This is a genomic window from Kocuria sp. U4B, from assembly GCF_054875615.1.
This window is the reverse complement of sequence record NZ_CM142180.1, coordinates 3,704,120-3,716,751: the sequence shown is the minus strand read 5'-3', so window position 1 is coordinate 3,716,751 and position 12,632 is coordinate 3,704,120. Positions and strand designations below refer to the sequence as shown.

The window sequence follows — 12,632 nt, the reverse complement described above, 5'->3', positions numbered from 1 at the left end:
GGAGGGACCCAGCGGGTGCCTGTTGACCAACTCCTATTGCAGCGCGACGGGCCGGAACAGGGGCGTGGTCCCTCAGATGCCGTCAGCTTCCTCGTAGCGTGCAAGGACCACCTACCAGGAGGTCCACCATGGCCGACGTCTTCGCTCTCGGACTGCTCATTCCCTTGTTCATGCTCGTCGTTTCCTTGTTGGTGCTCTACTGGGTGATCCGCAAGGCGGTGACGGCCGGCGTCAAGGACTACACCCGGAAGCACGGTGACCGCATAAGCATCGGACGGCCGTAGATGAACCTCCGTTGCACCTTCCCTGCAACCTGAGTCGGATACAGAACCGCGAAAAGGCAGGTGGAGGTCTGGGCGGCCAACGGCCGTGTGCGGGAAGAAGTGGTGTGCTGGAGCGCTAGTCTCGGCCCATGAATGTCACCGCCGCCGACAACCCCGAAGCGGTTCCCCCGGCCAAGACGCCACGGTGGGTGCTGGCCTTGGCCGCTCTGGCCGTGGTCACCGTTCTGGCAGGGGCGCTGACGGTGCTGCTCAATCCGGCTGAGGCCACTTTCGGGTGGTTTGCCTACACCCCTATGAACGGTGAGACGTTCCCCGGCATGACTTTTCTTACTCCGCAGGCCGTGATGGGATGGGTCGGTTTCGCCGTGGGGGCGATCCTCTTAGCTTTCTGCGTCGGCTGGCTCGTAGGCCGGCGCAGCACCGCCCGGCGGTAGCAATTCGGAACCCCTACCGCAACATCGCCCTCCGGGGACGCTGAACGCTACATCGTCCACGCCGCCCTGGCCTCCTGGCGTCCCGCCCGCACAGGACCCCCGGCCGAGATCGCCGCCGCGGTGGCCACCTCCGCGGAAAGAAAATGAGGAAGCGTGTACGCGTGGCTCTTCTCCCGCCTGCCCGGCCCGGTGTGGGTGCGGATCCTGCTGGCCGTGGTCCTCGTGGCGGCGGTGGTGTGGATCCTGTTCGAGCTGATCTTTCCCCTGGTCGCTCCGTACTCACCGTTCACCACCGAGGTCACCCTCCCGGACCCCTAAACAGCCCTGGACCGGGATGCTGGAGACCTACGCGACCGCGGACTCTGCATCTGTTCATGGCCAGTGGCCGGTAACAGTCCAGTGAAGAACATTAATAAGCATTGATTTGCATTGGACATATTTTTTATGGTCGTGCCTGAAGCGGTCCAGGTCCGGCCTGGCCCACGATCCGAGGCTCGTGCAACCGGAGGAGGTGCAGCGGTGAAGATGCCCAGGCGTCGCTCACTGGCCACCTCCGTGCGCGTGGCCCTCACCTCGGGGCTGGCCGCCACCGGGTGGCTGCTGCTGGGCTCCACACCCGCCCACGCCACCGACGAACCTGCACCAATCACCGGCACAGTCATCGGCACCACCCTGGATACCGTCCGGGAGCCAGCGACGATCGTGGCCGACCCAGTGGGGACGGTCAAGACCCTCACCACCCCGGTCACCGCCGCCGAAAAGACCATCGGGGCTGTTCCCGTGGTGGGCAAGGTCATGCCCGAGGGCACGGTCCGCGCCGTCACCGGCACCGCCCTGGACGTGGCCGGGGACCCGGGCTCGATCGTGGACGACCCGGTGCGCACGGTCGAGATCGTCACCACCCCGGTCACCGGCACCCTCGACGAGGCCCTCTCCACCACCCCAGTGGTGGGCGGACTCGTGCCCGAGGGCACGGTCAGCACGGTCACCGGCACCGGCCTGGACGTGATCCGGGACCCGGGCTCGATCGTGGACGACCCGGTGCGCACGGTCGAGACCGTCACCACCCCGGTCACCCAGGTGCTGGCGCCGGTCACCGACGTCCTCGCCCCGGTCACGGAGGTGGTGGCGCCGATCAGCGGGGCCGTCGACGAGGTTCTCGACGCCACCCCGGTGGTGGGCGGAATCACGCCGCCGGTCAGCCCGGCGCCCGAGCTCACCCCGGCAGCTCCCGCGCTGGGCCAGCCCGACATCGAGGTCCCGGCCGCGCCGACCCCGGCGCCCTCCTCCCCGGCGCAGGTGCCCGGCACGGCCCAGACCCCTGCCGCGGTCCAGCGCACGGAGGGCACTCCCTCCGTGCAGGACCACCCGGTGGATGACCGGACACGCATCGCTGCCAGCACTGCGGCGGATCGGACGTTCTCCCGCGAGCCGGCCGCCACTGCTCGTGCGGCCACGCAGACCACCGTCACCGGTGTCGCCCCGGCCACGCTCCTCCCCCGGTTCCCGTGGGTAGTGAGCACGGCCGGAACAGGCACCAGCTGGGACTGGGCACATGCTGTGGCGACCCCGGCGGGCGCTACCCCCGGCACTGCCGGCTCCGCCTCCTCCCACGGTGGCGCACCGGCTCCGTCGGGCAGCAGCACCTCCACCGGAGGCGGGCCCGGTTCTCCCCTCGGCAGCGCTGATCCGATGGGGTGGCCCGGGATGCCCGCGGGCATCTCCTACCTCGAGCTGTTTCCGCGGCTGAGCGCCGGGAAGGCGGACTCCTTCTTCGGCGCGGCGGGGGACCTGCCCACCGCCCCGGCGTTCGACCCCGGCTCCACTCCTGATTGATGAGGACCGCGCTGCCCGCCCGTGGGCAGCAGCAGTCGACCCTCTGACGCCTCTGGCGCAGATCCCCCTCTCATCACTTTTCAGGAGAACCTCTCATGCGCAAGGACATGCAGCGCGGCCTCTACGGCCTGGCTCTGGCCACCGGCATCTTCATCCTCGGCACCAGCGAAGCCACCGCAGCGGAAACCACCGGCGAGGACAGCATCGCCGGCGGCACCCAGGCCGGCTCTGAGCTCACCACCCCGGTGACCGTCAGCGACAACGCGGTCACCGTCATCGGCGACCCCACCACCGGCTCCACCGACAGCACCACCGGAAGCACCCCCGGCGCCGCTGGCGGAGGCACCACCGCGGTCACCGACGGCGACAACAGCATCGCCGGCGGCACCCAGATCACCCCGGTGATCACCACACCCCTCGGAATCCAGGACAACGCCGTCACCCTCATCGGCGACCCCACCACCGGCTCCACCGACAGCGGGGAAGCACCCACGACCAACGGTGGAACAAGCGCTCCAACTCCCGCAACCACCGGTGAGGACAGCATCGCCGGCGGCACCCAGATCATCCCGGTGATCACCGCCCCCATCGGGATCCAGGACAACGCCGTCACCGTCATCGGCGACCCCACCACCGGCTCCACCGACAGCACCACCGGAAGCACCCCCGGCGCCGCTGGCGGAGGCACCACCGCGGTCACCGACGGCGACAACAGCATCGCCGGCGGCACCCAGATCATCCCGGTGATCACCGCCCCCATCGGGATCCAGGACAACGCGGTCACCCTCATCGGCGACCCCACCACCGGCTCCACCGACAGCACGCCTTCTGGCAGCAGCAACGGCTCCACTGGTGAAGGCAGCACTGCAGTGACCAACGGTGAGGACAGCCTCGCTGGGGGCACTCAGGTTGTCCCGGTGATCACCGCTCCGGTCGGGGTCCAGGACAACGCGGTCACCGTCATCGGCGACCCCACCACCGGCTCCACCGACACCAACACCTCTGGCAACACCGACGGTGGGACCACCGGCCTGACCCCGGTGACCGATGGTGAGGGCAGCCTGGGCGGCGGCACCCAGATCACTCCGGTGATCACCGCCCCGATCACCGTGGACGACAACGCGGTCACTGTTATCGGTGATCCCGCCACGGGCTCCACTGACTCCACTACTTCCGGCAACACCGATGGTGGGACCATTGGTGCGGCTCCGGTGACCGGTGGTGAGGACAGCCTGGGCGGCGGCACCCAGATCACCCCGGTGATCACCACCCCGATCATCGTGGAGGACAACGCGATCACCGTCATCGGCGACCCCGCCACCGACAGCGGTCACACCTCCAGTGGCGGTACCGACACCGGCACCGGCACGGACGGCACCGAAGGCACCGACGGGGCCGGCGCCAGCCCGGCGACCGGCAACGGCACGGACCACCCCGAGGACACCAACGGGGGCATCACGACTCCGGTGACCGACGACAACGGCCTGGGGGCCGGGGCCGGTGCTGAAGGCACGGTCGGTGTGGGCGGCGCTGAAGGCACGGTCGGTGTGGGCGGCGCTGAAGGCACGGTCGGTGTGGGTGGCGCAGATGGCGCTGCCGTGGGCGGGGCCGTCACTGCGGACGGGACCGTGGAGACTGACATCGCTGATGCTCTGATCTTCGGGGCGGCGTCCCAGGCCATGGCCCCCGCAGCGGGCGGTTCTTTTGACGCCCGTGTGGCGGTTGCTTCCTCGTCCGTCTCCGCCGTGAGCAGCGCTGGCGCGGGCATCGGCACCGTGGGGGTCGGTCACCGTGGTGTGACTGCGGCCCCGGGTGGGGTGCTCGCCCACACCGGTGCGACGTCCTCGATGGTCGCCGGGGTCGGAATGGCCCTGCTGGTGGCCGGGGCTGTGCTGCTGCTGGTCGGCCGTCGACGGGCCGCCCGGGGGTAGTTCCTTCCACCCGAGCGTGGAGGCACGCGGGCTGCGCTGTGGATCAGGACCGCCAATGTGGTCCTGATCCACAGCGCAGCCTTGTGCGGTGTGAAGGCCCGCACCGGAAGCTTGTCACCGTTGCGCCCTTGAGCGGGGCCTCCCAGCCGCAGGACCCCGGGGCGGTGGATGGGTCCACCGTTGCGCCCTGGCAGGCCACCAGGCGGGGCAGGGGGCGTCAGGTGCTGGGCTGCAGTGCCGGGCGGTTGGCGGCGGTGGGCGCGGTCGGGTCGGTGAGGATCCCGGCGGCCAGTTCGTGCACGGCCCAGGCGCAGTGGCCGGACCAGCCCAGGCGCAGGGCTGCTGCCAGCAGCTGGCCGGGGGTGTACCGGCACCCGGTCGCGCGCAGATGCTGCAAGGTGTTGGTCACCACCTCGACATCAGCCGGGTTGGTCAACCCCCGGAGCGGACCCAAGTATCGGGTGAGGTGGGCCAGGGCTTGGCGCACCCTCGGATCCCCGGCGAACGGGTCTCGGGCGACCAGCCGCTGTCCGCCCAGGTGCTGGGGATGGTGGGCATCCACCCAGGGGCCCAGCGGCTCGTTGTGCCCGGCCACCACGGCCACAGCGAGGATCCCGTGGATGTCCTCGGCTTCGGTGAGCATCCTCGTGTCTGGGGCGTAGGCGATCATCGCCCCATGGAAGGCAGTGGCCCGTAGAGCCTGGGCAACCGTGCCGATCTTGACCCCCCGGCCCTTCAAGCGCCGCAAATGGTAGAGCTCCTCCCCATGGCCGGGGTAGGCACGAGAATCCCGATCGAGTCCCAGCTGAGGTCCCCGCTTTGGTCGAAGGCCCAGTGGATTGCGGTGAACAGGCCGTTGGCCGGGGCCACCGGCGCGGCGACATAGGCCCGCGGGTAGGTGCGTGAGGGATCGGGCATTGCCGGCTGGAAACTCCTGCCACAGAAGGGACGACCACCTACGGTGGTGGTCGTCGCTCAGGGTACCGCCGCTCCCCGTCACCGCCCAGCCCCTCCTGCCCCCACGCCGTCCCGGATCATCGGACGACAATGTGGAGGTGCACGTGGCCGACCAGGGCATGGGCATGGCGCCGGGCGATGCCGAGCAGGTCTTCACCCGGTTCTTCCGCAGCCCTGGCGCCCGCATGTCGGCCATCCCAGGCATGGGCCTGGCGGTCGCCCACGACATCGTGGTGGGCCACGGCGAGACCATCACCTGCGCCAGCACCCTCGGGGCGGGCACCACCGTCACGCTCACCCTCCCCCGCACCGGGCTCCCAGCACCGCTCACGGCCGGTCACCAGCTCGTGCCCACGGCCACCACCACTTACGGCGCTGCCGACGGGGACGACTGACCACCCGGACCCGGCCCAGGCCGGGGACCCCGACCGCGCCACCTTCGCTTCTGAAGCGCTCGACCCATGCCACGGGGCGGTCGTAATCTCAGATCATGGGGGTGGATGTGCACAAGGCGTCCTGGACCACCCAGGACCCAGAGGCCGGCCGCGCCGCCCTGGAGCGGGCCTACCGGCACCTGCGCATGGACGCACCCGACCCCCGCGGCCTTCCGCATGCGCCTGACCACTCTCCAGGCCGGCCCGCTGGGGTTCCAGCAGGTGCGCCTGGCCGGGCACCGTGCGACGGCCACCAACGACGGGACCGGGCTGATCCGCATCGGCCACCTCACCCACGGGCGCTTCACCGTCCGCACCGACCGCGACGAGATCCCCGGCAGCTCGACGTTCCTGTTTCCCTCCCGACCCTACGCCGGGCAGTGGGAGGACCCGGGACTGGCCACTCTCACCGTGGACGAGATGGTGGTGGCCGAGTATGCCCGGGCGCTGGTGGGCCGGGAAGACTTCTCCTTGGCCTTCACCGGCTATCAACCGGTCAGTGCGGCGATGGGCGCCTACTGGGGGGCCACCGCCGCACACCTCGCCCGCAACGCACTGCCCAACGACCAGCTCATGGCCTCCCCCCTGGCCCGCGATCAGCTCCTCCGCTCCATCGCCACCGCGGTACTGCACACCTTTCCCAACACCTTCCTCGACCGCTCCGCCCAGGCACCGGTCGAGGCCACCACCCCGGCCTCGGTGCGGCGGGCGATCGCGTTCATCGACACCCACCTGGGCGAACCCATCGGGCTGGCCGAGATCGCCGCGGCCGCCCGGCTCCGCCCCCGCGGACTGCAAGCAGGATTCCGCCGGCACCTGGACACCACCCCGTTGCACTACCTGCGCACCCTCCGGCTGGCCGCCGCCCACCAGGACCTGCTCACCGCCGACCCCGCCACCGGGATCACCGTGGCGGCCGTGGCCGCCCGGTGGGGCTTCACCCACCCCGGGCGCTTCGCCACCACCTACCGCCAGACCTACGGCGAACCCCCGGCGACCACCCTGCACCGTTGAGCGACGCTGCTCGCCACACCTATCGGGCACTCACAGAGAAGCCCGCAGACAGATCTCCTGCTGCAACACCGCAGCTGTGAAACCCATTGAGGGTCGTGCTTCCGACTCGTTAGCACGGCCGCTTTTTCCGAAGCCCTCGAGGCGGCGCCACGGCGGGCTTCCTGGTCTTCAGAGCCCGGTGAAGGCGGTGAAGAAGCGGAGGAACACCGAGGCGGACACGGCCATGTAGGTGATGGCCACGAGCATCCATGCCCACTCGGAAGCGAAGCGCACCAGACCGACCGGGGCGGGGATGACGCCGTGGGCCAGGTTGCGCACGGTGAGCAGCACGAACAACGGGATCATCGCCGCCCACACGATCATGCAGTACAAGCACAAGACGTAGATCGAGAACAGCGCCTGGGACCACAGCCAGAGCGCGAACACCGCACCGGCGGTGACACCAACCTGCAGCCCCACCCAGTACCAGCGCCCGAAGCGTGCTCCAGACAGGGCCGCCATGGCGGTGGTGATGACCACGGCGAAGGCCACGATGCCGATCAGCGGGTTGGGGAAGCCGAACAGCTCCGACTGCCAGGTACCCATCACCTGCCCGCAGGACACCCACGGGTTGATGTCACAACTGCTCACATGGTCCGGGTCCCGGTAGAGGGCCAGGCGCTCGAGCACCAGGATCGCCGAGGCGACCCACCCGATCACCCCGCTCACCAGCAGAATGATGGCGAAGGGCCGGTGGCGGGTGAAGGCCGGCAGGTCCGCCTCGAGGGCCGGCTCGGTGCTGTGGGGGCGGTCGACGATGGCGGGTTGAGTCATGGTGGTTTCCTTGAGGGCGGTTCGAGCAGCGGTGGTGTCGGGGTGGGCAGACCAGGCGGCGAGGTGGTGGGCGCTGTGGGCCTTCACTGCACGACAGTGATGTGGGGCTAGGGGGTGGAGGAGTGTTCCGGGGACACACCGCTGATGCCGGGGTGGTGCCGGGCCCGGTTCAGGAGCAGGTATCCGGCGCAGGCCAGGGCTGCGACGACGGCCTCGGCCACAGCCGAAAGCGTTTTGGCGGGGTACCAGACCGGTTCGTACATCGCCGGGAGCGGGCCGATCGCTGGTAGCGGCACGTACCGGGTGAGCACCACCGCGGCCAGGGCGGACAGTGCCACGGCTGCGGCGTTCAGGTAGGCGGGGCGGGTGCCGCGCACCAGGACGTAGAGGGCCGCGGCCAGGGAGGCCACGGCCTGGAGGCGGAACAGGGTGCCTTGCCCGATTCCGTCATGGGGCACCTGCTGGTACCCCGGAGCCAGTTGCAGGTGGATGACGGCGGTGAGCACCAGCCCGGCTGCGATCAGTACCCGCAGCACCAGCATCCGGGGGCGGTGGCGCCCGTCGGTGCCGGTGCGGGCCGGTCCGGCGGTCCGGCTCATTGGACGACCAGGGTGGCGGACATCTGGGGATGGTAGGTGCAGATGACCGGGTACTCACCGGGCTCTTCGGGGGCGGTGAAGGTGACGGTCTCACCGGCTGCGGCCACGGCGTTGAACCCGCCCTCGTCCTGGGCGGTGACGGTGTGCGGGGCGGTGTCCTCGTTGATCACCGTGACCGTGGCCCCGGGGGCGACCGACGCCGGGAGATCGTACTGGAAGTCCGTGATCGTGATCACGACGTCTTCCGCGGCTGCCGGTGCGGACGAGGAAGCGGCCGGCGCGGAAGAGGCCGGGGCCGCCTGCGCGGAAGACTGGGCGGTGGACGGGGCGGTGGGCGCGGCGCTGGTCGGCGACGTCTCCGGCGCGGACCCGGAAGTCTCGCTTCCGGGCCCGCACCCGGTGAGACCGGCCACAGCCGCCACCACGACGAGGCTGAATACTGCCCGCTTGAGATTCATGACTGTTCCTTCCGAAGGGCACAACCTGGCGCCAACGGCCGCGATTGCGGGCGCCGGCCTGTCTGGATGCCTCGCCACGACACCCGGGTCGTCCGAGCCTGCGACAGGCACCCGCACCGGGGCGGTGAGGAAGCGATCAGCTCACACATTGGGGCCTCCTCCATCTCGTACACAGACCCCGCATACAGGCCCTGGTCGTTGCGTACCGGTCACGACCTGAGGCGACCGTGCTGGTACAGCATCGCGGAGCGCTCATCCTGGCAGCTGTTGTTCGTCGCGGTGGCGCGAACGGATGGGTCCTTCGGTGATGTTCTTGTTCTCCGTTTTCGATGAGCTCTCCGCGACATGGCCCCGGTATTTCTGGACCATCCAGTGGTCCCGGCCAACCGGTCCAGGGTCCGGCCCGGGTGCCCCCGGCGGGGGTCAAGGCGCCGGTCAGGCAGAGCGATTTTCCTGGTGGCTTCACCCGTCCGCGGGGTACTTGGCATCGAACCTCTGATGAACGATCGGTGCGCACAGGCGTCCCGCCTGCGCGCACCGCGTAAGCAGCTCAGGAAGCCGGTGTTCCCGTCCACGGCGGGGAACAGCCTCGGGGGCACCGGTGGAGGAGGCCCGAGATGATCGCGACAACACCAATGCTGGAGCGTCCATGGCACGCCGATGAGGCGGTGCTGTGCTGCGGCCGGGACGACGCCACCGGGGCGACCGCACCCGTCACACCCGCGGGCGTGCAGCGCGCGTGGGATCTGCGCCCGGGGGACCACTTCCACGGGCGCACCGTCGCCGCCGTCCACGGGGTGGTGGGCTTGGCCTCCGCCCCGGTGGCCGTCATCTCCTTCACCGGACACGACGTCGAGCATCCGAGGCAGACGCGGGTCGGGGCGACCCACTCGGACGCTGATCGCGGTCACGACGAGCTCCGGCCCCTGACCCAGGCGTGGGTTCGTGAGCACGGCCTGGCCGAGGGCCAGGCCGTGGACCTGACCCGGCTCAAAACCGACGTTCTCACCGCCATCGCCCGGGATTGATCGTTGTCCCCGCCCATGACGGGCGTCCTGCGCAGGCGCGCGCCAGGGCTACATCGGCGGCCTCAGCCGACCAACGAAACCCGCGCAAGGGCACGGTACCCACAGACGGCGCATCCTCGTCCGGGCGGCGCACATCCGGTCCTGGACACCACCTCGAGACAAGGTCACAGATACTCGCCCAAGGCGGGCGTAGCAGTGGTCGGTTGCCGATGATGGTGAGGGGGAGGGACGCCATCGGCGTTCCTCCCCCTCACCAGCATCCGCTTGTGTCAGTTGTGGTGGGTGTTCCGGGTGCGGGTCAGCACCAGCGCCAGGGCGACCATGCCGGCGCCCAGGAGCAGGTGCAGGCCGTTGTCGGCGGCGTTGAGCGGCACGAAGTTCGCGGCGGAGTCCTGATCGATGAGCAGTCCGTAGAGGAACAGCACCAGGTAGATGATGCCTCCGTACAGCAGGTAGGACCGCGCCCCGGCGATCGTGCGGGCCAGGGCCAGACCGGCTACCCCGAAGAGGACGTGCACGAGGTTATGCAGCACCGAGACCTGGAACAGGCCCAGCAGCATTGCCTCGGAGTGGGCGCCGGCGACGTGGAGCTGATCATGGTCGGCGGTGATGCCCGGGACGAACCCCAACACGCCCACGAGCAGGAAGACGGCCCCGACGGCCAGGGCCGCCTTTTGCACGTTCGTGCGGGCGCCGGTAGGGGTGCGGTGGGTGGTGGTCATGGCGTTTCTCCTGGTGTTGGTCTGCCGCTCCGGATCCTGGAGCTGGGTGAGTCGTTCGAGGGTGGTTCCGGGGTCGGTGCGGGGCCGAAAGGGATGGTTCTGGCCCTCGCAGGTCAGGTGGTGAGGGTGGCGTAGATGACGTAGTTGTCGTCGAAGGCCCCGGTGGCGGGGTCGTAGCCGTCGCAGGTGATCAGCCGCAGCTCCGCACCTTCGGTGTCGCCGTAGACCTCCAGGGTGGGGAAGGCGTCCTTGGCGTAGGCCTCCCCGCGGTCGACGACGAAGGTGGCCACTGTGCCGTCTTGGCGGGTCACCTCGATCCGGTCCCCGGGGTTGAGCTGACGCAGGTCGGCGAAGACCCCGGGCCCGCCGCCGGTGGCATTGACGTGGCCCAGCAGCACCGCCGGCCCGCGCTCCCCAGGGGTCGGGGAGCCGTCGTACCAGGAGGCCGGGGAGCCGGGGGGCTCAGGCGGGACCTCCAGGGAGCCGTTCTCGCGCAGACCCAGGTGCAGCAGCTCGGAGCTAGCCCCGATGGCCGGGATCGTCAGGGACTTCGGGGCAGAGGCGGCCAGCACTGCTGGTTGCTTCTCGGCAGGTGTGGGCGCCGTCGCTTTCTTCGGGACGGCACGGGTGGGGTCGGCGGTGGCCGCAGCGGCCGGAGAACTTCCCGCCGTGGACGGAGCCGAGCTGGTGGGCCCGGCCACCGGGGCGGGGGTGCCGGCGCACCCGGTGAGCAGGAGCAGGGCGGCGGTCGCCGCGCAGGTGGTGAGACCTGCGCGGCGACCGTGGTGAGAGCCCGTCATGGGGATCGAGACCTCGAATCAGCTGGGATCAGCTGGAGAGGGCTCAGGCGCGGGCGCGGCGGCGGGCCACCAGCGCGGAGCCAGCCAGGGCCAGGGCTCCGGCACCGGCCACCGCGATGGCGGCGGTGGCGCCGTTGCCGGTGGCCTCCTCGACCCCGGTGTCAGCCCCGCCCTCAGGCATGGCCCCCATCTGGGTGGCGGTCAGGGTGCCGCAGGCGGCCGGCAGGGTCGCCGCCGCGGGCAGCGCCGGGTCCAGGTCCGACATCTTCTCGGCCGCAGCCGCGGGCATCTTGGCCGGGTCCACCCCGTGCACCACCACGACGGCGGTGCCGTTCTTCAGCGACTCGGCCGTCTCGGCGTTGAGCTCAAAGGTCCGCTCGTAGGAGTAGGCCGACCCGCCGGGGAAGCGCTCCACGGCCAGCCCGGAGTCGGCACTGGTGTCACCCTCGGTGGTCAGGGAGGTGCCGATGTGACCGTAGAAGGGGTGGCCCTCGGTGGTGTTGATGACCCCGTCGCCGTCGGTGTCGGCTCCGGCGGTGGGGCAGGTGCCCTGAGCACCGATGTGGATGTGCTGGGCGTGCGGGAACGGCCCGTCCATGAAGGTCTCGGCGGCACCGGAGACGTTGACCGTGACGGTGGCCTGGGTGCCGTGGACGTCGACCATGGCCTGGCCGGTGGTGCCGGAATTGTTCAGGGTGTTCAGGGTGGCCTGGGTCGACCACATGTCGGACTCGTGGGCCATGGCCGGGGCGGCCTGCAGGGCCAGGGCGCCCAGGGCCAGGGTGGGAACGGCAAGCAGACGCATCTTCGTGTTCATGATCGTTTCCTTCGTCGTGCCGGGTTCGCACATCGGGGTGTGTGCATGGGGGGTTCGGAGCTGATCACCACCCGGATGGGTGGAGCGGGAAAAAACTTTGAAAGCTTCTCCCCCGCACTGCTTCCGGCTCACCGGAATGCCGGCAAGGTCCGTGATGACAAGGGGCGGGGGGAAGTGCCCAGGTGATCAACCACGATTTCATCAGTCGCCTGATGATCGGGGTCGTTTACGAGTGTAACCAGCATCACACCTGGTGGGAAGGGTCGAAGGAGGAAGGGGCGGAGACCACCGGCCATGGGATCCCTGGCCACGGGCCCTTGCCCCGGGAAGGGCGGGGTGCTGCTTCAGGTACTTCTCGGTAAGACGGCAGGAGCGCTACCCATCCGCTGCAGGGTCGGCGGCGAACAGCAGTCATGGAGACTCCTTACCCGCCCCGGGCCGCCGGCCGTCACGGCCGGGCCCTGCCCGGGCGCCCGGCCCGCAGGCCCGGTTCCGGCGGTGGGCG

General features: G+C 70.1%; 15 protein-coding genes. 8 read left to right on the top strand and 7 right to left on the bottom strand.

Translation table 11 applies throughout. From position 1 onward, the window contains the following. Nucleotides 1-128 precede the first annotated feature (128 nt). The 5 genes from ACYSMR_RS17280 to ACYSMR_RS17260 all read left to right on the top strand — a co-directional run bounded on the left by ACYSMR_RS17280 (nucleotide 129) and on the right by ACYSMR_RS17260 (nucleotide 4,485). Nucleotides 129-284 (top strand): hypothetical protein, encoded by a 156-nt coding sequence (locus ACYSMR_RS17280; RefSeq protein ID WP_461746866.1) that lies wholly within the window; start codon nucleotides 129-131, stop codon nucleotides 282-284. Between the two features lie 128 nt (nucleotides 285-412). Beyond that, nucleotides 413-718, top strand: a complete 306-nt coding sequence (locus ACYSMR_RS17275) for a hypothetical protein (RefSeq protein WP_461746864.1) — start codon at nucleotides 413-415, stop codon at nucleotides 716-718. 153 nt (nucleotides 719-871) lie between these two features. Further along, nucleotides 872-1,036, top strand: a complete 165-nt coding sequence (locus tag ACYSMR_RS17270) for a hypothetical protein (protein ID WP_461746862.1) — start codon at nucleotides 872-874, stop codon at nucleotides 1,034-1,036. A gap of 201 nt (nucleotides 1,037-1,237) precedes the next feature. Continuing rightward, nucleotides 1,238-2,554, top strand: coding sequence for a hypothetical protein (locus ACYSMR_RS17265; RefSeq protein ID WP_461746860.1), 1,317 nt, complete (start codon nucleotides 1,238-1,240; stop codon nucleotides 2,552-2,554). A 95-nt stretch (nucleotides 2,555-2,649) separates the two neighbouring features. Continuing rightward, the gene (locus ACYSMR_RS17260; RefSeq protein ID WP_461746858.1) at nucleotides 2,650-4,485 is read left to right on the top strand and encodes a beta strand repeat-containing protein; all 1,836 of its coding nucleotides are present in this window, start codon (nucleotides 2,650-2,652) and stop codon (nucleotides 4,483-4,485) included. A 217-nt stretch (nucleotides 4,486-4,702) separates the two neighbouring features. On the opposite strand, the gene ACYSMR_RS17255 is transcribed toward ACYSMR_RS17260, so the two are convergent. After that, entirely contained in the window at nucleotides 4,703-5,155 is a 453-nt protein-coding gene (locus ACYSMR_RS17255) for a hypothetical protein (protein ID WP_461746856.1), read from the bottom strand. 232 nt (nucleotides 5,156-5,387) lie between these two features. On the opposite strand from ACYSMR_RS17255, the gene ACYSMR_RS17250 reads away from it, so the two are divergent. Together ACYSMR_RS17250 and ACYSMR_RS17245 are read left to right on the top strand one after the other, a co-directional pair. Next, a complete protein-coding gene (locus ACYSMR_RS17250) occupies nucleotides 5,388-5,837 on the top strand; it encodes an ATP-binding protein (RefSeq protein ID WP_461746853.1) in 450 nt (149 codons plus the stop codon). 66 nt (nucleotides 5,838-5,903) lie between these two features. Beyond that, entirely contained in the window at nucleotides 5,904-6,890 is a 987-nt protein-coding gene (locus ACYSMR_RS17245; RefSeq protein WP_461746851.1) for an AraC family transcriptional regulator, read from the top strand. Nucleotides 6,891-7,058: 168 nt separating this feature from the next. On the opposite strand, the gene ACYSMR_RS17240 is transcribed toward ACYSMR_RS17245, so the two are convergent. The 3 genes from ACYSMR_RS17240 to ACYSMR_RS17230 all read right to left on the bottom strand — a co-directional run bounded on the left by ACYSMR_RS17240 (nucleotide 7,059) and on the right by ACYSMR_RS17230 (nucleotide 8,760). Beyond that, entirely contained in the window at nucleotides 7,059-7,703 is a 645-nt protein-coding gene (locus ACYSMR_RS17240; RefSeq protein ID WP_461746849.1) for a vitamin K epoxide reductase family protein, read from the bottom strand. 107 nt (nucleotides 7,704-7,810) lie between these two features. Then, complete coding sequence (locus ACYSMR_RS17235; RefSeq protein ID WP_461746847.1) at nucleotides 7,811-8,302, bottom strand: hypothetical protein; 492 nt, start codon at nucleotides 8,300-8,302, stop codon at nucleotides 7,811-7,813. Further along, nucleotides 8,299-8,760: a cupredoxin domain-containing protein gene (locus ACYSMR_RS17230; protein ID WP_461746845.1), complete on the bottom strand. Its 462-nt coding sequence runs from the start codon at nucleotides 8,758-8,760 to the stop codon at nucleotides 8,299-8,301. Before ACYSMR_RS17230 ends, ACYSMR_RS17235 begins: the two co-directional genes overlap by 4 nt. A gap of 617 nt (nucleotides 8,761-9,377) precedes the next feature. Here ACYSMR_RS17230 and ACYSMR_RS17225 point away from each other — a divergent pair. Further along, on the top strand, nucleotides 9,378-9,788 hold the full coding sequence (locus ACYSMR_RS17225; protein WP_461746843.1) for a hypothetical protein: 411 nt from the start codon (nucleotides 9,378-9,380) through the stop codon (nucleotides 9,786-9,788). A 269-nt stretch (nucleotides 9,789-10,057) separates the two neighbouring features. On the opposite strand, the gene ACYSMR_RS17220 is transcribed toward ACYSMR_RS17225, so the two are convergent. The 3 genes from ACYSMR_RS17220 to ACYSMR_RS17210 all read right to left on the bottom strand — a co-directional run bounded on the left by ACYSMR_RS17220 (nucleotide 10,058) and on the right by ACYSMR_RS17210 (nucleotide 12,127). Then, nucleotides 10,058-10,510, bottom strand: a complete 453-nt coding sequence (locus ACYSMR_RS17220) for a DUF4383 domain-containing protein (protein WP_461746841.1) — start codon at nucleotides 10,508-10,510, stop codon at nucleotides 10,058-10,060. A gap of 113 nt (nucleotides 10,511-10,623) precedes the next feature. After that, nucleotides 10,624-11,310 carry a class F sortase gene (locus ACYSMR_RS17215; protein WP_461746839.1) on the bottom strand — a complete coding sequence of 229 codons (687 nt, stop codon included), beginning with the start codon at nucleotides 11,308-11,310 and terminating at the stop codon, nucleotides 10,624-10,626. Nucleotides 11,311-11,353: 43 nt separating this feature from the next. Next, nucleotides 11,354-12,127: a hypothetical protein gene (locus ACYSMR_RS17210; RefSeq protein ID WP_461746837.1), complete on the bottom strand. Its 774-nt coding sequence runs from the start codon at nucleotides 12,125-12,127 to the stop codon at nucleotides 11,354-11,356. Between the last annotated feature and the right edge of the window lie 505 nt (nucleotides 12,128-12,632).

What these genes read in the sequence shown, in the direction of transcription:
- ACYSMR_RS17280 (WP_461746866.1), top strand. Translation starts at nt 129, where the DNA reads ATGGCCGACGTCTTCGCTCTCGGACTGCTCATTCCCTTGTTCATGCTC.
- ACYSMR_RS17275 (WP_461746864.1), top strand. Translation starts at nt 413, where the DNA reads ATGAATGTCACCGCCGCCGACAACCCCGAAGCGGTTCCCCCGGCCAAG.
- ACYSMR_RS17260 (WP_461746858.1), top strand. Translation starts at nt 2,650, where the DNA reads ATGCGCAAGGACATGCAGCGCGGCCTCTACGGCCTGGCTCTGGCCACC.
- ACYSMR_RS17255 (WP_461746856.1), bottom strand. Translation starts at nt 5,155, where the DNA reads ATGATCGCCTACGCCCCAGACACGAGGATGCTCACCGAAGCCGAGGAC.
- ACYSMR_RS17245 (WP_461746851.1), top strand. Translation starts at nt 5,904, where the DNA reads ATGCCACGGGGCGGTCGTAATCTCAGATCATGGGGGTGGATGTGCACA.
- ACYSMR_RS17240 (WP_461746849.1), bottom strand. Translation starts at nt 7,703, where the DNA reads ATGACTCAACCCGCCATCGTCGACCGCCCCCACAGCACCGAGCCGGCC.
- ACYSMR_RS17235 (WP_461746847.1), bottom strand. Translation starts at nt 8,302, where the DNA reads ATGAGCCGGACCGCCGGACCGGCCCGCACCGGCACCGACGGGCGCCAC.
- ACYSMR_RS17230 (WP_461746845.1), bottom strand. Translation starts at nt 8,760, where the DNA reads ATGAATCTCAAGCGGGCAGTATTCAGCCTCGTCGTGGTGGCGGCTGTG.
- ACYSMR_RS17225 (WP_461746843.1), top strand. Translation starts at nt 9,378, where the DNA reads ATGATCGCGACAACACCAATGCTGGAGCGTCCATGGCACGCCGATGAG.
- ACYSMR_RS17220 (WP_461746841.1), bottom strand. Translation starts at nt 10,510, where the DNA reads ATGACCACCACCCACCGCACCCCTACCGGCGCCCGCACGAACGTGCAA.
- ACYSMR_RS17215 (WP_461746839.1), bottom strand. Translation starts at nt 11,310, where the DNA reads ATGACGGGCTCTCACCACGGTCGCCGCGCAGGTCTCACCACCTGCGCG.
- ACYSMR_RS17210 (WP_461746837.1), bottom strand. Translation starts at nt 12,127, where the DNA reads ATGAACACGAAGATGCGTCTGCTTGCCGTTCCCACCCTGGCCCTGGGC.